We start from the raw sequence: 20,458 nt of genomic DNA, 5'->3' as shown, positions 1-20,458 counted from the left end.
AAAAAAAACCCTTTTTTATCATACTCTCTTTTAAAAAGGGTTTCAAAAATGATGATCTAACGCTTAGCGAAAACGGCGGTACTCCCACATGTTTCCTTGATCCCATTTACGCTCAACATTTCCTCTATTTCGGGAACGATGCGTTTTCTTTCCACATCTTCGGCAAGATCGGCTGCGTTTATGGTGATGAGAACGTTTAGATCGATGACTGCGACGTGACTTGCGGCTCTTCTTATTGTGGGATCTGTATTTGCTGCGATGTGACTTGCGGCAGCTTTTCTTATGATGAGATCTGCATTTGCTGCGGTGTGATTTGCGGCAGCTTTTCTTATGATGGGATCTGCATTTGCTGCGGTGTGACTTTTTCGGTTCGCTCTTTTTGCTTCTGTAAGATTTTTTGCTTTTATATGACTTTTTACTCTTCATGCTTTTCTTCGAGCGATAGCTTTTCTTAGAGCGATAACTTTTCTTTGAACGATAGCTTCTGTAACTTTTTTTACTGCGGCGTGATTTACGGCGTCCACCACCACCAAAGAACCAATGACCGCGACTTGAATGACGAGAACGAGCTGACTTATGCGAACGTCTCGATTCTGGTTCACGATCTAAGTGATGATCACGTCCCTCACTTCGAAGTGAAGCTACTGCATGTTCAATGTGTGAATGATCAATTGTACTCACGAACAATTCCCCTCCCAGTCTATGCTTCGACAAAACAAACAGACAAAGCTGTTTATCTTCTCTGCTTTATGTTACGAGACTCGGTAGACAAGTGTTCGTGACGAATGCCTCTTTCCTTTAAAACTCCATGAATACCTACCAGCCGGTACAGGACATTCCTTCACTTTCATATCGTAAAGAAGAGCATATAGGAGGCTGATGAACGTATGAACACAGAATCTTTAAAACAACTTGATATGTGGATTCATCCAAAGGACCTGATTGAATTAAAAAAAGACATTTGGAACGATGAACCTGTTGAAGCTATTCTAAAAACCGGCCAAACCAAATCACATATTTATGCTTCATACCGCGGATCACACATTAGAAAGCTTAAGAAAAAGTCCTATCAAATTGAATATCGAAAGCCGAAACAAAGACAAGGCGAATCGATCTTTCATTTAAATGCAGAGTACAATGATCCTTCGTTTATCCGAAACAGGCTGTCCTTTTATTTCTTTGAGCAGATGGGGGTGCATAGCCCCGCTGCTTCTCATGTGTTTCTCAACATAAATGGAAGAAAAGAAGGGATTTATTTAAAAATAGAATCCGTCGATGAGTTCTTTCTTCAAAAACGGCAGCTTTCAGGAGGCGGCATTTATTATGCGGTTGATGATGACGCGAACTTCTCACTTTTGAGTTCTTTTGATAAAAAACCAAAAAAGCACCTTCTTCTCGGATACGAGAAAAAAACGGGGACTTCTCAACATGATCAGCAGCTGAGTGAATTTATTTACTTTCTCAACACAGCGAAAGATGACACTTTTGCAGAAAAAATTGAACAATACCTAGATGTGACACAATATTTCCGCTGGCTCATCGGTGTGGTATGCACACAAAACTTTGATGGTTTTGTTCATAACTACGCTCTTTATGTAAATGAACAAGGGAGGTTTCAAGTACTTCCTTGGGATTATGATGCAACATGGGGTCGTGACATTCATGGAGAAGAAATGCCGTTTGATTATATCCCAGTAAACGGCTTTAATACATTAACTGCTAGATTACTAGATATCCCTTCGTTTAAAAGAGCCTATTACACACTTTTCCAGCATGTACTCGATACACATTTTGTAGAAGACCGGCTCTGCCCAATCGTCGAGAAATGGCATGAATCGATTGAGAATCGAATTGGAGATGATCCATATACGAAAGATCGAAAAGACGTCTTGCAGTCTGAAAGAGACTTAATCCGGCAGTATATCAACAAAAGACGACGTTATTTACAGACTGAGATCAAAAAAGAAATATTTGGTACGTAAGAACACTTTCGAATTTTGTCACTTTATTACTCATATTGACGAAACAGCTTTTTTTATAGAAAAATAGGGTATACTAACCATATCCTTCTATTTGATAAAAAATGTGAGAGTTGGCGTCCGTTATGATCAATTATGAAATTGAACAAAAAAGATTACATTTAATTGAGACTGCAAAAAAATTCGGGATGAATGCCGAAGAAACGATCAGGTGCAGTCAAGAGCTTGACACACTCTTAAATAAAGGCATCAAATCCACCTCTAAAGATTGCTCAAAAAAAGGGTAAGCCATACATCTAATTCCTCTCATCAAAAGCTTTCAAAAAGACAATCACACATTAAAAGACCCATCATAAGCTATGGTGAAACGCCCAAAACAAGTGCCCTAATTTTATAAAGGATGTGCACCGCTATGCCGGCTATTGTGGGAGCCTTTAAAGTAAATGCCGTCGGAACGAGCGGAGTCGTTCATGTTGGAGACTGCATCACCATTTCTCCAAATAGTCAGGTTAAAACGTTTGCTGGCGCAGGCAGTTTTAATACAGGTGATCAATTACAAATTAGCAACTACAAAAGTGTGACAAATACGTACGACAGTGATGTCATTGATCAACCGCTTGTTGGTAACTTGTAAGGAGTGAGGATCCGTTGAACTTCTATATTAATCAAGCGATACAAATTAATTATTTACGTGTAGAGTCTGTGAGTAACTCCTCTGTTCTGCAAATTGGGAGTGCTGGATCCATCAAGGCCCTTTCCAACCTGTATAACACGGGAAGCTATGTAGAAGCAGCGCCTGCCGCAGCAGGTACACAAGGTATTGAAGAATCTCAAGGCGCAAGCACAGCACCTTTTGTACCGCTTCAGTCACCAACAACTTAAGCCATCTGCAATCCCCGGAGGTGTATGTAAATGTATGATTATCAGAGCAACGCTTCACAAGTATATGGCATCATTCAAAAACACTCGCAACAAATCATGATGCTTGAAAAAAGGCTTAACGAGCTTCAGCAGGAAATACAAATGATCAAAGATAAACCGACAACGAATATTGAACGGATTGATTATCAATTTGATCAACTGAAAATCGAACGGCTGGAAGGAACGCTGAATATCGGCCTCAATCCATCTGATCCAAACAGTGTTCAAAACTTTGAAGTGGGCCAAACAACAACCCCGGGAATTGGAATGATGCAGCAAGAAATGGCTGGTCAATTTTTCAATCAAACACGGCAGCTTGTCGATGCATTTTTAAATGAAGAAGCACCAGAACTTCTTGAAGAACTAGAACAGCGATACGAAGGGTCCCTCGATGAAAGCAACAAACACCATATCATTGAGGATATTCGCAAGCAAATTGACAGCAGGATCAAATACTATGCGGGACAGCTGCCACACCGGGAAGATATGACACCGCTGCAGCGTTCAGAGCAAATTGCTGAATATGTGAAGCATGATGTAAAGCGAGCGATTGAGCACTTTTTAGCCCATATTCCAAGTGAAACGAAAGGAGAGGAAAACGGATGAATTTCACAGTTGTCAACCGCAACATCGAGACTGGAAGCATTAAAGTAGTCGGGGTATCGTCTTCTTCCCTGTTTATCATCGGGGACACAGACCATGTACAATTATCCTCAATTTTTGATACACCGCCAGAATCTCTGATTATTGGCCCGTTTGTTCCTCTGGCGCCTCGATAATGATCAAACGCACATCTCAAGTGAAGTTCTCAAAGGTGAATTCTGTCGGGATTTCGAGTGTGGTTCAAATTGGTGATACTCAGGAGCTATGCCCGAAAGTCAAGGTATTAGCTGTTCAACGAACCATTAGTTTGTTTTATGGCTATGAAGCAGAAAATTTAGATGCGAAAGAATTTGAAGTGTATTATGAGCCCATTCCTTTGATGCTGCCAGAACGATCAGTGAGAACAGCATTTTACCATGAAAAGCCTGTGATTAAAGTGTCTTCAATCCATGTAGAAGGGGTATCATCGTCCTCTGTCTATCAAATCGGCTCTACTTGTAGAATGAATGGCGTTGCGCGAGTGAAGCATATTAGAGAGCTGTTTAGCAATGATGAAAGTCCGCAAAACTCACAAATGGACCTACCTGCGCATATGATGGTGATATGACTTCGAATAAAGGATGTCGATTATGCCAGCAATTGTCGGACCCATTTACATTAACTCTATTTCTGGAGGCGTCGTAAACGTCGGTGACTCATTCTACCTGTCGCCTAAAAGTTCGTCAAAATCTGCTTTAGGCTCTGGAGCGGGGAATACCGGAGATTTCTTGATATTAAATAATGGCATTAGCGCCACCAACTATGTGGATCCTGACTTAAATGATCAGAATATGGTAGGCAATGCATAAAGCAGCTCCTCTACATCCATTTCAAATAGAGGAGCGCTTTTTTATGCTTATTTCTTTCTGCGCTGTCTCGATTTTTTTGTTTTGACCAGCTTGCTTGCCGGCTGTTTCCGAATCCATTTGATGTACGAAGCAAGCTTTTCATCCTGCCTCAGCGCATCAATTGTGTTCAAACGTGCGGCAAGCTCCTGGTTTGTATAGAGGGCATGTACTTGTTTATGACAAGGGATACATAGGTAGGCAGTCGGTAAAAAAGCCCCGCCTTCTTCTCTTGGCGTTAAGTGATGTTCTGTGAGCAGGACATCTTGTCTTCCGCACAGCTCACATAATCCAATTGTTTGCTTTGCCACCCGTATCATCACCTCAATATTTACATTAATTCCATTGAGACTGTTGTCCCTTTCCCGCTTGGATCTGCCGGATGGACAATCAGTTTTTTCGGCAGCCGCATTTTCAATTCTTCCACATGGCTGATGACACCAACAGCTAAGTTTTGAGACTGTAATTTCTCTAATGCAGTAATCACTGTATCAAGCAAGTCTTGATCAAGGGTACCAAAGCCTTCATCAAGGAAAAAGAATTGCAGCGGGAACTCACCTCTCAGCTGAATCTGCGCTGAAAGAGCTAGCGCAAGCGCAAGCGACGTCAGGAAGGTTTCCCCGCCGGACAAGCTGGACACTGGACGTCGGACACCGCCATTCGCATCATCACGCATGACAAAACCGCCTTCTGAATCAACCTCAATCGCATACCTTTGTCTTGTCAAAATACCAAGACGGGCAGATGCATCACGACTGACACTTTCCAGCTGTTCTTCTGCTAAAAACTCAACAAATGTATTTCCTTTAAACACAGTTTGCAGCTTATCGAGCCGATCAATTTCTTGCTGCAGCTCCGCCAAGCGTTCATGAATACTTGCAAATCGCTGGTGATTTTCTTCCATTACACGTAGATGTTCATATGCAGAGCCGCTCATCACTGTTGCTTCTTCCAATGCCTTTTCTGCCGCTTCTTTCCTCAGTTGAATGTCAGTCCATTGCTTTTCATCTAGTGACTCATCTTTCAGCAGTTCAGAAATTCGCTTTAAGTTTGCGGCACATTGCTTTCTTTTATCCTCAAATTCGTCAATTTCTTGTTTAACAGATTGACGTACTGATTGATTCATGAAAGCAGATTCAATCTCTTGAGGCTTATCAAAAGGAGAAGACTCCGATTCTTTAGTCCATGTTTCACTTGCTTCTTGTTTTCTCCGGTCAGCCTCTTGAAGCTGACGCTCACAGCTTGAAAAATGACTTTGTGCTTCACTAAAGAGCTCCTGCGCTTGCTGTAATTGCTTGTACGATTGCTGTTCCATTTCATTGAGACGAGCAAGCGTGTGTTCAACCTCGATCAATTCATCAGCAATGGAGACAGCTTTCAATGGATATCTCCCTAAATCTGTTTCATATTGATGAATGAGCTGCTGCTGGCTTTCTAGCTGATGCGCTAGTTTATCAAGTTCCTTCTCTACATCGTATATGGCTGTTTGCAGCTGTTCTTTTGCCTGCTGTTTTTCTTCCAAAAATGAAATACTTTTCTCAATACGCTCTTTATAGCCTTCCGCTTGCTGGTCCTTTTCGTCGATCTGCTTTTGCATCTCTTGTACTTGGTGCAATGTAAAGTGCGGGAAGGTCTGTTCAAATTGAGACGTTTGCTCTGAAAGCTCAGACTGAAGCTCCTTGATCAGCCCGTCTAATTCTTCGATACGCTGCTGTTCAAATGTCATTTGATCTTTCATCTTGCTTATCTCTGTTGCTTGATCATATGTTTCATCCATTAAACGAGCTCGTTTACGTTCAACTTCTTGAATATCTTGTTTCAAGCCTTTCCATTCTTGCATGAGATACTGCAAGGACTCCGGCTTTTGCACTGCTTCTACTGCTGCTGCAACTTCCGCACCTGGAGCTTTCTGAGATAAAAAGGCAAACTGCTTTACTAATTGATTGGCGTGCGTTTCCAATAACTGCTTGGCTGCATACATGTCTCTTGTATATTCCTCTGCCTGCTTGAGCTCTATGTCCATCCGTTGAATCACTTCATCGATTTGTGCCACTGTTTCTTCATGGTCATTGTTTTCCAGTGCCTTTGGGTCATGATGAATCGATCCACAAACAGGACATGGCTCACCATCTACGAGCTCTGCCGCTAATTCTTTTCTTAATTCTGCCGCCCTAACAGCATCACGCTGTTTTAATTTTTCGAGCTTCTGACTTTGTTCTCTTTTACTCCATTCTGTAAAAGCCCGTTCGAATTCACATACATAGAAATAAAGCTGTTCAATCGCTTGAAACGATTGGTCTATTTTTTCATGATGGTCTTTTTGCTGTTTTTGAAGCTTTTCAAATGCTGCTGCGGTCTGTGATGATCGCTTTTTGAGCTCCTCCATCTTTTGTTCTTCCTTGTGTATGCTTTGGTGTATTCTTTGAACATTTTCGCTTAAACGCAAAGCATCCTGTACACTTTTCCGTTCTTTTACAGAGACTTGTAATTGCTCGAGCTCACGCTTCAGCTGTGTTTGTTTTGCCAGTGCACGTTCTAACAAAGATTGGAGATTGTCTGCTTCTTCTTTTTTTTGTAATAATTGCTGCGTTGTATCGTTTTTTCGCTGTTCGATTGCCGTCTTTTCCTGAAGAGCCGCCTCTTTTTTCCGTTCAATTTCCTTTAGCTGAAGCAGCTGCTCTTTCTTTTGAAGAAGTTCTGGCTCAGTTTCTATTTTCTTTTGCCTTGCTTGCTCATAGTTCTGTGTCATTTGATCATAGATCGTTCGTTGATGCAGTAGCTGATTTTCTGCTTCCTGCTTCTCTTTTAATGCTTGAGAAAGCTGATTTTCAGCCTTTGTTAGTGCATCCGCATAAGGCTTTAATGCCTCTGCCTGCTCTGCAATATGAAGCTTGGCCTTTTTCTCTTCCATTGATGGTGCCAGTTGATTCAGATGGTTTAGTTCCGTCTCATAAGCTTCTCGTTCCTTTTGATACTGCCAAATTGTTTGCGCCTTTGTAAAAGCAGTGAACGCTTCATCCCGCGCTTGTTTTTTCTCATGAAAAATAGCCTTTGCCTGCTCAGCCGCTTCCTTTGCCTTTGCGAGCGCCTCTGGGCCAGCTTCTCCTAAGCCATTCAGCTCAGCAAGCAGTTCATTTTTTTGTCCATACTGATTCTGCGCCTTTGCGCGCAAACGTTTAACGAGCTGATCCCCATACTTCTCCAGGTTAAACAAACGCTGAAGCATTTGTCGTCTATCGGCTCCTTTTAGAGAAAGGAATTCTGCAAACTTCCCTTGGGGCAAGACAACCGCTCGCGTAAAATCATCAATGGTTAACCCGAGTAATTCTTCTATTTTACGATTGACTTCACTCGCTTTATCTGCAAGAACTGTCTGCGTATCCCCAATTTCAATCAGACGGCATAGTGTCGTTCTGACTTTCATTTCATCTGCCCGCTTGAAAGCACGTTCGACTTTATAAGAAATGTGGTGTTCCTTTTGTAAAGCGAATGTAAAGGAAACTGACAGCTTCTCTTCCGCTTGGTTCAAAATACCATGTGTATTATTTAACGCACGTTCCACTTTTCCATAAAGCGCCAGGGTCATGGCATCTAATATGGACGACTTTCCGCTTCCTGTCGGTCCAAAAATGCCAAACACACCTGCATCACATAATGAGCTAAAGTCAATTGTTTGTTCTTCTCTGAAGCTATGAAGTCCTTTAATGGTTAGTGTAATCGGCTTCAAGTCGCTTCCTCCTCTTGCATTTCATTGGCGAGCTCCAAAAACAGCTTGACTGTTTTTTCATCAGGAAGACCGCCGCCTGTCTGGCGCTCATAAAATTTCACGAACCGCTCTTCGATTGAGAGCTTTTCGGCTTGCTTTTGTTCTTCCATTTGCTGAAGTTCTTTAAATTTCGGTCTAATATGGACAAACCCGCTATGCTGCTTTCGGAGCTGATGAATCTCTTCTATGGAGAGCTGATCTGTTAAATGAATCTCTAAATCAATCCATGCCTGAAGATCCCGTTTTTCATCCAGCCACTCGTGTACTTGGCTCAATCCTTCAGTTGCCTTCCATTTCACAAGTGGTTTTCCGCTTGATAACAACACTTCTTTCCAGCTTGCTTTTTCATTAGGTTTTGCCTCTACAATCGTGACTGATTTGGCATATCCTGATTCAGAAAAGCTGTAAGCAAGAGGGGACCCGGAATAGCGGGCAATCGTTTTGGCACGTTTGATGGTTTGCGGGCGGTGCAAATGACCAAGGGCCACATAGCAGGCTGCTTCTGGCAGACTTTCAGCCGCAACGGTATATGCACCGCCTACTTCAATCGGTCTTTCTGAATCTGTTTGACTTCCTCCTGCCACATAAATATGGCTTGTTGCGATATTGACCGTATCGGCTTGAAATTGAGCGCTTAAATGTTGGAACGCTTGCTGTATTTTTAAATTGTAATGATCACGAAGCAACTTCTCTTCAAATGTTTCAGCCAGTACCTCGTTAAGTCTCGCTTCAGATGGATAAGCGAGTGCTGCAATGGATAAACGTTCACTCGAAGAAGGAACATCGACGCGGATGATGTCATTTGTCGGATATCCAATTAAATGAATCCCCTGATCATTTGTTAAAGGAGATGCGGCAGATAGTCGATCCGGATTATCATGGTTGCCTGAGATGACCACGACCTGACGTTTTCCTTTATCAGATAAGGCAGATAGACTTTCATAAAAAAGCTGTTCTGCTCTAGCAGGCGGATTCACTGTATCAAAGGCGTCTCCAGCCATGACAATGACATCAATGTGTTCGTCTTTTACGATTTGATACAGCTCATCTAAAAACTGTGCTTGCTCATCAAGCCGGCTCCGGCCTTCAAGGGTTTTTCCTAGATGCCAATCTGCCGTATGCAAAATCCTCATGTGATTCACCTCTCATTCCGATACATTTATAATGAAATTTCTAAATTCCCATCAAAGAAATAAAGAATTTTCTCCTCTAATGTTCTGTTTGTTAAACGTTCCACCGCTTGTGCATACAACGCTATTTGAGTTTCATAGCGCTTTTTCAAAATAGGTACAGCTGCTTCAAGACCGCCTGTATATCTGCCTTGCACTCTATCTGTTTTATAATCTAGTAAATATAGTTTTCCATCCGTTTCAAATAAACAGTCAATCATCCCTTGAATAAGGACAGGCTCCCCCTCTGCATCAATATGGCTGTATACCTCTTTAACAGGTAACACCATACTAAATGACACTTCTCGTTTCACCCAGTCCGCTTTCAGCAGCTTTTGACCAATAGAAGTAGAGAAAAAAGCTGAAATTCCTTCTTGATCAATTGACTGAACTTGCTCATTTGTTAGCAAGTCTCGCTGCTGTAAGAAATCGAGCAGCTGATGTATACGGATTTCATCGAGGGGCTCGTCAGAAGAAAGCGGAATATGCTGCATGACTGTATGCATTGCGGTGCCTTGCTCTGCGGCAGTGAGTGCTTTTTTCTTCATGAAAGCCGGCCGGTCATACAACGTTGCATGAGCTCTTCTAAGAGAAGAAGGAACACTGTACTCATCCTGTATTTCTTTCATTCTCTTTATCTCTGAAACAGACTGCTTTGTGCCGACTTGTGAGGCCGCTAGATACGGGTATCTCCATGAAAGTCTCTCTGCTACTTTCTCATCAGCATCACCATAACCTTCAACAGGTAAGCCGTCCATCAATGCTTGTACCACCTCATCTTGCTGCTTCTTTTCAAGTGACATATCTTCTTTTAGAAGATCGGAAGCTTGAGTAAATGAGATTGTGAATGCTGATGGGTGCGAAAGAACAACATCACCTGTTTCTTCTAAAATAGATGACATTGCTTGGTGACGGATGAGAGCAGGACCAATAAAATCTAAGTATGTTTTCGATTGATAACGTTCAAAATCAGGGAGGAGCCAGTCCTCTCCGGTTGCAGCATTTTGCCATTTGCTTAATGCCTTCACCTGATTTTTGACAGAGCCGACAAGAAATAATTTTTCCTTAGCCCTTGTGAGCGCTACATATAGAACTCTCAGCTCTTCAGATAATAGCTCTTTCCTCATCTTTTTTTTCATCGCAACAAGCGGTAATGTTGCATAACTAATTCTCAGCTCTGGATGAATATATTTGCTTCCAAAGCCTAATTCTTTATCAAGCAAGTAGGACTGGTTTAAGTCCATCATATTAAAGTTTCTGCCGAGTCCTGCGGTAAAGACGACTGGAAATTCTAATCCTTTACTGCTGTGGATCGTCATCATGCGAACAACGTCCTCTGTTTCACTGAACGTTTTTGCCGCCCCAAGATCATCTCCACGCTCCTGCATTCTTTCGATAAAGCGAAGAAAACGGAACAGCCCTCTAAAAGCAGCTTTTTCATACTGCTTCGCTCGATCATAAAGAGCACGGAGATTCGCCTGTCTCTGTTTGCCTCCAGGCATCCCGCCGACGTAATCTAAATACTGCGTATCGCGGTATACTTCCCAAATCAATTCCGCTACTGAATGATTCATAGAGAAATCACGCCACTTACGCAACAACCTGAAAAATCGTTCTAGTTTTTTGCATGTAGGGTGATCTGAATGAGTCCCACTCATAAATGCTTTCACAGCATCATAATAGGTGCCTTTTTTATCACTCGTGCGGATCAGTGCCATTTCATTTTCGTCTAAATGAACAATTGGTGATCTTAATACAGCTGCAAGCGGGATATCTTGATATGGGTTATCAATGACTTTTAACAGAGAAAGAATCACAGACACCTCTGTTGCTTCAAAATAACCAGAGGAAAGATTCGCATACACAGGGATTCCCTGCTTCTTCAATTCCTCCATCATTTGCGGTGCCCACGGCATGGAGCGAAGCAAAATCACAATGTCCCGATACTGCAAGTTACGAGTCATTTGCTGTTTTGAATCGTACACTTGAAATGGCTGCTCTACTAATTGTCTTATTTTTTTAGCAATGACTCTCGCTTCAAGCTGTACGGTTTCTAGCTCTTCTCGCTCTTCGTCAGTTTCTGCTTCCTGTTGATCTAAATGTACAAGAAGCATTTCTGTCGTTGTATCTTCGCTTTCTGGATAACTCGCTCCAAGCTTTAATTCAGCTTGTTCATCATATTCAATTTCTCCAACTGTTTCCCCCATCAGCTGTTTGAACAAAAAGTTCGTACTGTCTAACACATCTGAACGGCTGCGGAAGTTTTTATTTAAATCAATTCTCTTCCCTGTTTCTTTGCCGTCTGGTGTAAATTGTTTATATTTGGTTAAAAAGAGCATGGGCTCAGCCAGTCTAAAACGATATATGGACTGCTTTACATCACCAACCATAAACAGGTTGCCCTCTGCAGCATGTTCCCCTTTAGATACAAGCTTTAAAATCGTTTCTTGCACAAGGTTTGTATCTTGATATTCATCAACGAGTACTTCTTCAAACTGCTGTTGATAGTACTTGGCCGCTTCTGTTTCGATCAAATTTCCTTCCGCGTCCTGCTCTGCTAAAATGCGTAAGCAATAATGCTCTAAATCCGAAAAATCCACGATTGATTTTTCTTGCTTCGCTCTTTCGAAACGCTGTCCAAATTGGATGACAAGCTCCACAAGTGTCTCGACCACCGGCTTCATTTCAGCTAAGCTTTTCAAATGCTGGGCCGGACTGCGCATAAAGTATTCATCTTTAAGCTTTTCTAAATGTTTTTTTGCTTGATTGCGTGCATCTGTGGCTTTTTCTAACAGCACAGGGTCATATTCGTCCCCTTTACATGTTTTGAGCCTTTTAAAATTGATGTTTGGCAAAAGCTCGTAAAGCTTCTCAAAATCATCTTGGTGCCTGATTAATTCATTGACTTGCTCTAAATCATCTATAAAATTTTCTGCTCTCGGTGCCGGCCCGCCCGGTTCTTTTGATAGGGTGAGGGCTCGTTCGAGCAGTTCCAGACAGCTTCGAAAAACGAGAGAAAGATCCTCTTTGATATATGGGTAAAACGGTAATTGTTCTACTTTTGTTTGAGCATCTACATCATAAAGAGAAAGGAATGCCCTCATCCATTGCTCAGGTGAAGGGTGAGATCTGGAAAACTCATAAATTCTCTTCACAAGCCATTGCAAGTCTAAATCATGACGATCAGAAGTGTAACGATCAACCAGTTCAAAGAACGCTGGCTTTCCAGCCTTATATTCATCCTCAAACAGTTCATCTAACACTTCATCTCCTAATAATTCTCCTTCTGTTTGATCAGCCAAACGAAAGCCTGGATCAAGGTCAATCTCATAGTAAAAGGTGCGCAAAACCTGCAAGCAAAAGGAGTGCAGGGTGGAAATATTGGCACGATTCATGAGCGACAGCTGTCTTCTCATATGAAGGGACCCGGGGTTTTTGGCTAACTCCTTTTCAAGTGCTTCTGTGATCCGATGCTTCATCTCTACCGCAGATGCATTTGTGAAAGTCACAACGAGCAGACGATCCACATCAACTGGATCTTCAGGACGGGTCATTTTTCGAATCAGCCGTTCAACCAAAACAGCTGTTTTACCTGACCCTGCCGCCGCCGCAACAAGGATATCTTGTCCTTCTGAAACGATGGCTTCCCACTGGTCATCCGTCCAAGTACTGTTATTCGGTTTTGGTATTTGCATACTGATCCCCTTCTTTTTTGATCCGGTCTATCACAACATCATCCTTTTCAGATGAAAGCACTCTAAATTCATTATCTTCTATCGATTCATCAAATTGGCAAATAGACTTAAATGAACAAAAGCGGCATGGTGTTTGATCCTTCAATTTATATGGATTAATGGCTACCTCGCCATTTGTAATTCTTTCGCCGGCCTCTTCAAACGTGCGCCGAACATGCTGTGTGAGTATATGGAAATGATCTTCACTTAAAACAGCAGAGTCAGAACGGAAAGACCCATCTTTTTTCAAGCCGGCTTGAATGACTTGTGATCTTCCTGATTCAAGCGTTTGATCCATTAGCTTTACCGCTTCTACATCTTCAAGCAATAGACCTTTCATTTTAAATTTCTTGAATATTTCCTGCTCAATTTCATCCTCTGCAAGCGGAATCGGTGCTTGAATGAGCGGATCATGAATATGGAAATATAAAATGCCAGCTGGTGTTGCTTCTACACCGAGCCACTCCTTCGAATACGTAATGGTCAGGTCTAAGTATGTGAGCATTTGCAAGGCCAGCCCATAGTATACTTCTGCTAGATCAAGACCTTTCTCACTCGATTTGTAGTCGACGATTCTCAACAGCAGCCCTTTTGAACCTTCTGCTTTATCCACCCGGTCAATTCTTCCGACAAGCTCCATCGTGCAGCCATTTTTCAATTGAAAAGTAAACGGCGGAAGTGGTCCTTGGCCGCCAAAGCCTAACTCAAGCCCAACGGGAGAAAATCCACTCACTCTTGCATGCTCACTTAATATAGAAGAGACTCGAATCAAGATTTTCTGGAGTTTTTCTTTAATATAAGCATGCCGGTTAGAGCTTAATAGGATTTCCTTTTGAAGACGCGGAGCAAGCTGTTCGATTGCATGTCTTGAATAGTTGACACAGTCATCCTTCGTTAGGTTTTTCCAATCCTTTTTTTGTTCAACAAGCGTATCTGAAATATGCTTTAAGGCCGAGTGAAACAGCTGGCCGATATCGGGTGCTTCCAATTTATAAAATTGCCGGTCCTTTAGTTTTAACCCGTGGGAAGCAAAGTGAGAAAATGCACACGCATTGAATTTCTCCATTCTTGAAACACTGCCTTGAATGTGATCACCATAAAGTTCTTTTATGACGTTTGGTTTTAAGCGTTTCGCTCGATTTGTAAAAAACAAACTCGACAAGATGTTTTTTGATACATCCCGATGAGATGACGTCATCAAATAATTATAGACACTCCACCATACACCACTAATGGGATATTGGTTGAGCCATTGCTGTAGCTGCGAGACAGTATACGATAACGAGACATGCTCATTCGCTACAAATTTTAATTGCTCCTTGTCATCCAGTTGTTCCGGGTCTAACACATACAAAGCATGCTCATGATTTGGCATAAGCTCCTGACAATACTTGATAAGAGTCGAAGGCAATAGAGAGCGCCCCTCTTCATCTGACACTGAATAAGACAGATACAAATGATGAGATGGACTCGACAGCGCCTGGTAAATTAAAAATTGCTCATCTAGCAGCCGTTCCTTTCCTGTCTCTGCCAGCTCTGCTCCTGCTCGTTTTAACCATTCCCTGTCATCCTCAGACAATACACTTTCGTCAGAAGGGCGTGCGGGAATAACGCCATCATTTACCCCAATGATAAACATACACTTCACTTGATACATTCTGGATAAATCCATACTTCCGATAAATACTTGGTCGAGTGAAGGCGGAATTAAAGCGAATTTTAAAGAGGCCAATCCTGTATCCATCATCTGTTGGAATAAAGGAAATGAGAGCTCCTCCTCACCGAGCATTTCAACAAATTCATCCATTAATTGAATAACAGCATCCCATACTTGTCCATGCTGCATGGCTTCAGCTAATCTACCTGCTTCTTCAGCTTCCAGCCTAGCCTTTTCAAGTTTATCCGGCACTTGTATTTCCTCTAAAAAGACATAGACTGCCTCTACCATGTCTTTGACCTTTTGCGCTTTTTTCAGCCTTTTTTGCAATTGGAAAAGCGGAGGTGCGATCCATTCCTTTACATCATTCAGCATCTGTTCCATTTCAATTTCTTGATCTGTTTGTCCAAAATCCTCATCTAAGGATTGGAACCGCCTGTAATGGAAACGAGAGCCGTTTGTCCAGCGTTCTCCTTTTACACCATAAGCAATACAGTAGTTTTCAAGCTGATCTGCCTGTTCTCTCGCTTTGTTTTTGGCAAGTTCGAGCGGAAATAAGAACTCTGTCTTCACGCATCGAAACACGGCCTCATACCGCCAGTTTCCTTTTATGACATCCAAGCTCGAACGAATTAATTCAATGAGCGGATGATACTGCATCGATTCATTTCCATCAATAAAAAAAGGAATATCGTAATCTCGAAAAACCTCTTTTAACGTATCTTTATAGTCGTCTACATGCCGCGCTACAATCGAAATATCTCGCAGTCTAAGTCCTTCTTCTCTCACTAAATGAAGAATTTCTCTCGCTACTCCCTCAATTTCAGCTCGTTTACTTGCACTTTTAGATACTGTGAGATGAGGAGTGACTTCCTGATATGGCTGCACCGGTCTCTGTTCATATTGCTGTTCTAAATAAGCAAGATCCGGCGTATGAAGATGACGGTTATTTCCCTCCAAAATGTGCTCAGAAATGGCCGCTCCGCACTCTTTGGCAAGCTGATAGAGCTGGAAATACGTTTTACCTGTCATACGAAATAAATCAAGTTCATTTGGCTGCTTATCATGATAGGAACGATCCACTGTGAAAGCAGCCGTTATTTTCTCAGCATGCAGCAGAAGCTGTTCAATGACGAGGAGCTGCTGTGGTGTAAATTGATAAAAACCATCTATATAAATGTGTGCTCCTTTTATTTCTTCAGATAAAGGAATTTGCTGCGTGAGAAGTGTCAAATAGTCTTCTGAGTGCACATATTCATCTTGTAAATGCTGCTCCATCTGCTGATAAAGAACATGCAGATCATGCAATTTCTCGGCTGCCCGTCTTTCTTCTGTATACTCTGAATGCATGCTCGATAATGAAATTTTTTCAATATCCTCCGGCAGCATGCAGTATCTCTTGAACTCAGCCATCGTCTTTTCGATTTGCTCCACAAACCCCGGCTTATCACTCGCTTTTTTGAATACCTTAAACTTTTCTTTCTCCTCTTCAATCACTTTTCTTAAAAGCATTTGAATTCCTGTGCTTGTCACAAATTGCCGGTTCGCTCCGCCAGTCTGCTGTAAAATAGACCAAGCAAGACGCGTGAAACTAAATACTTTGGCCCTGATCATCCCGCCAGCTTCAGACGTTTTTGCAAGCTCGTATTCCATTAAGAATGTCATTTGATCCGGGACTAAAAAAATGATTGGCGGACCCAACGGATCAAGCCGAAGCTGTTCTTTGATTTCCTCTAAGATTGCAGTCGTTTTCCCACTCCCCGATCTGCCTGCTAAAAACTGAATCTCCACGCTCCACAACACCTTTCTTATGTACTCATATTCTAGCGAAAATAAAAGTAAATAGCTATTTTCCCCTTCTCCTTCCTAAAAAGATATAGGCACCTTTCCTTACTCTTCTCATATCATAAACCATCATGAACTCAAAGGAGGCTGGCAATATCATGTATTACGGTTATTATGACTACTCACCATATGACATGCGCCAAAACACAAGAATCATTTCAGATCTTGAAAAAGCAATCAATGGTGAATATTCTGCGATCCAATGCTACGAAAAACTTGCCCAAAGAGCAAAAACTCCTGAGGCAAAAAAAATCATTCAAGAAATACGCCAGGATGAAGTCAGACACTATCAACTATTTTCAAAGCTATATTATTCTTTAACAGGTAAAAACCACAAACCAAGCATAACAGAACCTTGTCCAGATCAATTTAGAGAAGGGCTTCTTTTCGCATTTAAAGATGAACAAAGAACGGTCGATTTTTACTTAACGATATCAGATTATGTCCGGGATCAAGGAACAAAAGAGCTGATGAAACGTATCGCTCAAGATGAACAGCAGCATGCTGTATGGTTTTTATATCTTTTAACGCACCATGTGTCTTAGATAGTCCTATTTTAATAGGAGATCGTATGTTCCGTCAAAAAATGAAATTGTCTTTTTATTCATTCAATCTATAAAATAAAGGACGATTCTCAGCAAACCTCTCATCTCTTTCACTTTTTCAAACGTGAAAACGACAATTTGATAAATAAAAAAACTCCTCTGCCACAAATAGCAGAAGGAGTTTTTTTCATGATCGCTTAATGAAATTTTGCTTCATTGCTTTGCTGCTGATGTTTTAGCATCCCATCAATGGACAGCATCTTACTGCCGCTAAGTGTTAAATAAAGCGCCATGACAAGCAGCGATAGTTCAAATTCATAACCGCCAACAAATCCTTTAGAAAAACCAACCGTCATAATCGCCACAGCCATAATGGGTACAAATAAGGCTGCGAAAATACGTGTTCCTAGACCTAAAATCAAGGCGATACCACCGACCAGTTCAATTGTCTTCACAATATAGGCCATAAATTCCGGTATACCGATTTGTCCAAAGAATGCCGCTGTTCCTCCCAGACCTCCTTGATATGCCTGAAGTCCGTGTAGAAAGAAGATGATACCTAAAATAACACGTACGAAAAGTGTTCCTATTTCTTGATTCGTTTTCATATAGTGATTTCCTCCTGTTTTTACACTACATAATGTAATGTTAATAAGTAAAAAAAATTAGTAATTTAGATTAAGCATAATGATTAAGGCCACCATGAGAATCGTTGATGTGACAATGGGAATGATGGGTACATTGAAAGGAATATTGTATGTTGGGTTTAAGATCTTCTGTATTCTTAAATTCAATGCCCGATCTCCAAAGGATACCGCAAACTTCGTTTGTTTTTGAAACTGCGTTCTCTTTTTAATCAGTTTCAAAAGGGCTTGCCCTACTCCAAGCTCAGTGCCTGTCTGCCGAATCGCGTAGTCATCTGCGATCACTTCACGAAAAACGGAATAGCTTTGTCTCATATGCTTTAACACTGGAATGTACCAAATCACTTTTGTAAGCATTGAGAATGTGAAAGCCTTTAAAGGATCGTAGCTGTATTTGTGGTGCAATTCATGATGAACAACAGCATCAATTTCCTCTTCATCCAGCATGTCCATGAGAGATGTTGATAAGTAGACCTTTGGATGAAGCATCCCCATGGCAAAAGCAAGCGGTTCATGACAATGAAACACAATGATGTCGTTTGCATATTTTTCAGATAAAGATTCGGTAGACTGGTAATCGACTGCAAGCATCAGATTTTGCTTGAATTGAATGTACGTTTTGATTTGCTTCGTCATATAAAAAATTGCAAATCCCAGTGTATAGAGGACTAAAGCATCTAGAAAATATTTCAAAGGAGTGAATCCATAGAATTCGAGAACAGACTGGCATACATGAATGAGATTATATGCTTGATTCCAGCCAAAAAAGCTTGAAAGCACGTAATACCCCATCTGATAAAAAATCGTTAAACCAATCAATATACCGCTTAAAAATAGCAGGCTCGATTTCATTTTATTCATTTTGCTGCTCCTCTTTTTTGGATGCCAGCCTTGCTTCAAGCACTTTGAGTAATTCAGGGTCAGCACTTTCAATTGCATCCACCATATGATTCACTGCCAGTGGACCAAAATCGTCCATCAGCCCTTGCGTAATCCATTTTGTCTGCTCATTTAGAAATTCTTCTTTTGTTAAAATGGGATTATAAATAGATGAACGCCCTTTTGTTTTCTTCTCGACAATTCCCTTTTCGGTTAAGCGGTTCAGCACAGTCATCACTGTGTTGAAATTAATCGGCTTTTCATCTGACAGCTTCTGCTGCACTTCTTTAATCGGCATATCCTCACCTTGATAAAGGATTTCCATAATTCTTCCCTCTAAAGGACCGAAAAAACGATTCAATCCCTTTTCATTATATTTAAAAGAAGGAATTTTCATGTAATCACCTCACACTAAGGATTGTAGTGTAATTGAAAATGATAGTCAACTGATAACTAAAATAGGGGAAAATCGTTGTATATTGTTTTTGTTTTTGGTAAAAATTATATCTTTACTTTTATCAAGAGGCTATCTTGCTCTTGATAAGATAATCTTATGAAAAAGGTAAAAAAATTCGTATTTTATTTATAAAGACTTTTGTATTATAGTAAAGATAACAACATTTCACTTACTGAACAAATTTATAGGAAGAAGGTTTACATGTGATGAAACAAGGAAACAGCCTTCGAACCGATCTCATTTTGATCGCGATAAGCGGTTTAGGTGGATTTCTTTTGTCTTTAACAGGAATGTCTATTGGCTGGATGGTCGGTACATTAATCACAGCTGCATTTATTGCCATGCGACGTCCCACCCTGTTTCAGCGTAAAGGAAACAACACCTTGCGTATTCACAGCAGATGGCTACTCCTTGGTCAATTCATTCTCGGAATCGAACTCGGACAGAAAATGAACATGAAAGTTCTTCATATTTTTGCTGAACATTGGCTCCCTGTGAGTTTCATGCTCGTTTTTTCTATTCTACTGGCGATGCTCTCTGGCTTTGCCTTATGGAAGCTGAGTAAAACAGATATGCTGACCAGCTTTGTCGGAACAGCCCCAGGCGGTTTATCTGCTATGCCAGGGATTGCCCAAGAGGTTGGAGCAAATACAGCCGTTGTCAGTCTCGTACAAACAACACGTGTATTAATGGTGGTACTTACCATCCCATTTACGGTGTTCTATTTAAATACAAAAAATCCAGCGGATGCAGCTGCAACCGTGCAAGGGAGCGCCTTTTCATCCGGCGTTTTCACCCTGTCAAATATCTCGTGGACTGCTGCACTTATTTTAGGTGCCTGGCTTATTTCACGCCTCGCGGTTCGGCTTCATTTCCCTGCCCCTTGGCTGATTGGCAGCATGTTAGGAGTTGCAGCTCTTCAAGTAGGTGCAGGTGCGCTCATAGGTCATGATTTGATTCCTTATTGGCCAGCACAAGCGAATATCGCATCACAGGTATTTCTCGGTGCAACCATCGGTTCAAAAATGAATAAACAGATGTTTGTCGGGCTAAAAAACACGTTAATTGTAGCCGTCGTCAGCTCAGCTGGATTGATTGCTGCAACGGTTCTCAGTTCAATTGCCATTGCAGAGGTCACAGGCATTTCTGTCATTACAGCCATTCTTGCCTTTTCGCCTGGCGGTATTGCAGAAATGGCAACAACAGCAGTCACACTCCATGAGGACTCAACCTTTGTAGTAGCTGTACAAGTCGTTAGAATCATTCTTGTCATTGCGATGCTGCCACCGTTTTTTCGATTCTTACATCATGTCTGGGCAAAAAGACATCCTGAATATAAAGCCGCAAAATAAAAAAAGAGACGCTTTGCATGTGC

At 41.4% G+C, this 20,458-nt stretch carries 19 protein-coding genes; 10 read left to right on the top strand and 9 right to left on the bottom strand.

Going from position 1 to position 20,458, the window contains the following annotated elements; genetic code table 11:
• Positions 1-63 precede the first annotated feature (63 nt).
• Positions 64-681: a spore coat protein CotG gene (cotG, locus tag NSS76_RS19620; RefSeq protein ID WP_133744014.1), complete on the bottom strand. Its 618-nt coding sequence runs from the start codon at positions 679-681 to the stop codon at positions 64-66.
• A gap of 206 nt (positions 682-887) precedes the next feature.
• On the opposite strand from cotG, the gene NSS76_RS05405 reads away from it, so the two are divergent.
• The 8 genes from NSS76_RS05405 to NSS76_RS05370 all read left to right on the top strand — a co-directional run bounded on the left by NSS76_RS05405 (position 888) and on the right by NSS76_RS05370 (position 4,351).
• Positions 888-1,982, top strand: coding sequence for a CotH kinase family protein (locus NSS76_RS05405; protein WP_341081145.1), 1,095 nt, complete (start codon positions 888-890; stop codon positions 1,980-1,982).
• 122 nt (positions 1,983-2,104) lie between these two features.
• A complete protein-coding gene (locus NSS76_RS05400) occupies positions 2,105-2,266 on the top strand; it encodes an aspartyl-phosphate phosphatase Spo0E family protein (RefSeq protein WP_029707539.1) in 162 nt (53 codons plus the stop codon).
• A gap of 125 nt (positions 2,267-2,391) precedes the next feature.
• The gene (locus tag NSS76_RS05395) at positions 2,392-2,613 is read left to right on the top strand and encodes a spore germination protein (RefSeq protein ID WP_024425506.1); all 222 of its coding nucleotides are present in this window, start codon (positions 2,392-2,394) and stop codon (positions 2,611-2,613) included.
• 14 nt (positions 2,614-2,627) lie between these two features.
• Positions 2,628-2,861: a spore germination protein GerPB gene (locus NSS76_RS05390; RefSeq protein WP_003210877.1), complete on the top strand. Its 234-nt coding sequence runs from the start codon at positions 2,628-2,630 to the stop codon at positions 2,859-2,861.
• A 30-nt stretch (positions 2,862-2,891) separates the two neighbouring features.
• Positions 2,892-3,506: a spore germination protein GerPC gene (locus tag NSS76_RS05385; protein ID WP_024425505.1), complete on the top strand. Its 615-nt coding sequence runs from the start codon at positions 2,892-2,894 to the stop codon at positions 3,504-3,506.
• Positions 3,503-3,679 carry a germination protein GerPD gene (locus NSS76_RS05380; protein WP_003210893.1) on the top strand — a complete coding sequence of 59 codons (177 nt, stop codon included), beginning with the start codon at positions 3,503-3,505 and terminating at the stop codon, positions 3,677-3,679. Before NSS76_RS05385 ends, NSS76_RS05380 begins: the two co-directional genes overlap by 4 nt.
• Entirely contained in the window at positions 3,679-4,110 is a 432-nt protein-coding gene (locus tag NSS76_RS05375; RefSeq protein WP_024425504.1) for a spore germination protein GerPE, read from the top strand. Before NSS76_RS05380 ends, NSS76_RS05375 begins: the two co-directional genes overlap by 1 nt.
• A 22-nt stretch (positions 4,111-4,132) precedes the next feature.
• Complete coding sequence (locus NSS76_RS05370; RefSeq protein WP_003211468.1) at positions 4,133-4,351, top strand: spore germination protein; 219 nt, start codon at positions 4,133-4,135, stop codon at positions 4,349-4,351.
• A 47-nt stretch (positions 4,352-4,398) separates the two neighbouring features.
• Here NSS76_RS05370 and NSS76_RS05365 read toward each other — a convergent pair whose 3' ends face one another.
• Genes NSS76_RS05365 through addB form a run of 5 tightly spaced genes read right to left on the bottom strand, consistent with a single transcriptional unit; the run spans position 4,399 to position 16,504 of the window.
• Positions 4,399-4,698 (bottom strand): HNH endonuclease, encoded by a 300-nt coding sequence (locus NSS76_RS05365; RefSeq protein ID WP_151862953.1) that lies wholly within the window; start codon positions 4,696-4,698, stop codon positions 4,399-4,401.
• 20 nt (positions 4,699-4,718) lie between these two features.
• Positions 4,719-8,114, bottom strand: a complete 3,396-nt coding sequence (locus NSS76_RS05360) for an AAA family ATPase (RefSeq protein ID WP_151862952.1) — start codon at positions 8,112-8,114, stop codon at positions 4,719-4,721.
• On the bottom strand, positions 8,111-9,286 hold the full coding sequence (gene sbcD, locus NSS76_RS05355) for an exonuclease subunit SbcD (protein WP_024425501.1): 1,176 nt from the start codon (positions 9,284-9,286) through the stop codon (positions 8,111-8,113). The genes NSS76_RS05360 and sbcD overlap by 4 nt, the downstream gene beginning before the upstream one ends.
• A 26-nt stretch (positions 9,287-9,312) precedes the next feature.
• Positions 9,313-13,017 (bottom strand): helicase-exonuclease AddAB subunit AddA, encoded by a 3,705-nt coding sequence (addA, locus tag NSS76_RS05350; RefSeq protein WP_341081141.1) that lies wholly within the window; start codon positions 13,015-13,017, stop codon positions 9,313-9,315.
• Complete coding sequence (addB, locus tag NSS76_RS05345; RefSeq protein WP_341081139.1) at positions 12,995-16,504, bottom strand: helicase-exonuclease AddAB subunit AddB; 3,510 nt, start codon at positions 16,502-16,504, stop codon at positions 12,995-12,997. Before addB ends, addA begins: the two co-directional genes overlap by 23 nt.
• Before the next feature lie 152 nt (positions 16,505-16,656).
• Here addB and NSS76_RS05340 point away from each other — a divergent pair, with 152 nt between their 5' ends.
• Entirely contained in the window at positions 16,657-17,103 is a 447-nt protein-coding gene (locus tag NSS76_RS05340; protein ID WP_044334155.1) for a ferritin-like domain-containing protein, read from the top strand.
• Positions 17,104-17,300: 197 nt separating this feature from the next.
• Here NSS76_RS05340 and NSS76_RS05335 read toward each other — a convergent pair whose 3' ends face one another.
• From NSS76_RS05335 to NSS76_RS05325, 3 genes are read right to left on the bottom strand one after another with little or no spacing between them, the layout of a single operon-like run.
• A complete protein-coding gene (locus NSS76_RS05335; protein ID WP_024425497.1) occupies positions 17,301-17,711 on the bottom strand; it encodes a DoxX family protein in 411 nt (136 codons plus the stop codon).
• Positions 17,712-17,768: 57 nt separating this feature from the next.
• Positions 17,769-18,608, bottom strand: a complete 840-nt coding sequence (locus tag NSS76_RS05330) for a M56 family metallopeptidase (protein ID WP_024425496.1) — start codon at positions 18,606-18,608, stop codon at positions 17,769-17,771.
• A complete protein-coding gene (locus NSS76_RS05325) occupies positions 18,601-19,023 on the bottom strand; it encodes a BlaI/MecI/CopY family transcriptional regulator (RefSeq protein ID WP_024425495.1) in 423 nt (140 codons plus the stop codon). Before NSS76_RS05325 ends, NSS76_RS05330 begins: the two co-directional genes overlap by 8 nt.
• 266 nt (positions 19,024-19,289) lie before the next feature.
• Here NSS76_RS05325 and NSS76_RS05320 point away from each other — a divergent pair, with 266 nt between their 5' ends.
• Positions 19,290-20,435, top strand: coding sequence for an AbrB family transcriptional regulator (locus NSS76_RS05320; protein WP_044335798.1), 1,146 nt, complete (start codon positions 19,290-19,292; stop codon positions 20,433-20,435).
• The last annotated feature ends 23 nt before the right edge of the window (positions 20,436-20,458 follow it).

Origin of the sequence: Bacillus sp. FSL R5-0654 (assembly GCF_038008745.1) — a bacterium.
Lineage (GTDB): Bacteria > Bacillota > Bacilli > Bacillales > Bacillaceae > Bacillus > Bacillus safensis.
Note: the sequence above shows the minus strand (reverse complement) of the source record. Positions and strands in the feature narration are given on the sequence as shown.

Excerpts from the sequence above, each read along its gene's own strand:
- NSS76_RS05330 (WP_024425496.1), bottom strand. The coding sequence starts at position 18,608 with ATGAATAAAATGAAATCGAGCCTGCTATTTTTAAGCGGTATATTGATT.
- NSS76_RS05325 (WP_024425495.1), bottom strand. The coding sequence starts at position 19,023 with ATGAAAATTCCTTCTTTTAAATATAATGAAAAGGGATTGAATCGTTTT.
- addA (WP_341081141.1), bottom strand. The coding sequence starts at position 13,017 with ATGCAAATACCAAAACCGAATAACAGTACTTGGACGGATGACCAGTGG.
- sbcD (WP_024425501.1), bottom strand. The coding sequence starts at position 9,286 with ATGAGGATTTTGCATACGGCAGATTGGCATCTAGGAAAAACCCTTGAA.
- NSS76_RS05405 (WP_341081145.1), top strand. The coding sequence starts at position 888 with ATGAACACAGAATCTTTAAAACAACTTGATATGTGGATTCATCCAAAG.
- NSS76_RS05320 (WP_044335798.1), top strand. The coding sequence starts at position 19,290 with ATGAAACAAGGAAACAGCCTTCGAACCGATCTCATTTTGATCGCGATA.
- NSS76_RS05385 (WP_024425505.1), top strand. The coding sequence starts at position 2,892 with ATGTATGATTATCAGAGCAACGCTTCACAAGTATATGGCATCATTCAA.
- NSS76_RS05380 (WP_003210893.1), top strand. The coding sequence starts at position 3,503 with ATGAATTTCACAGTTGTCAACCGCAACATCGAGACTGGAAGCATTAAA.
- NSS76_RS05335 (WP_024425497.1), bottom strand. The coding sequence starts at position 17,711 with ATGAAAACGAATCAAGAAATAGGAACACTTTTCGTACGTGTTATTTTA.
- NSS76_RS05395 (WP_024425506.1), top strand. The coding sequence starts at position 2,392 with ATGCCGGCTATTGTGGGAGCCTTTAAAGTAAATGCCGTCGGAACGAGC.
- NSS76_RS05375 (WP_024425504.1), top strand. The coding sequence starts at position 3,679 with ATGATCAAACGCACATCTCAAGTGAAGTTCTCAAAGGTGAATTCTGTC.
- NSS76_RS05400 (WP_029707539.1), top strand. The coding sequence starts at position 2,105 with ATGATCAATTATGAAATTGAACAAAAAAGATTACATTTAATTGAGACT.
- NSS76_RS05370 (WP_003211468.1), top strand. The coding sequence starts at position 4,133 with ATGCCAGCAATTGTCGGACCCATTTACATTAACTCTATTTCTGGAGGC.
- NSS76_RS05340 (WP_044334155.1), top strand. The coding sequence starts at position 16,657 with ATGTATTACGGTTATTATGACTACTCACCATATGACATGCGCCAAAAC.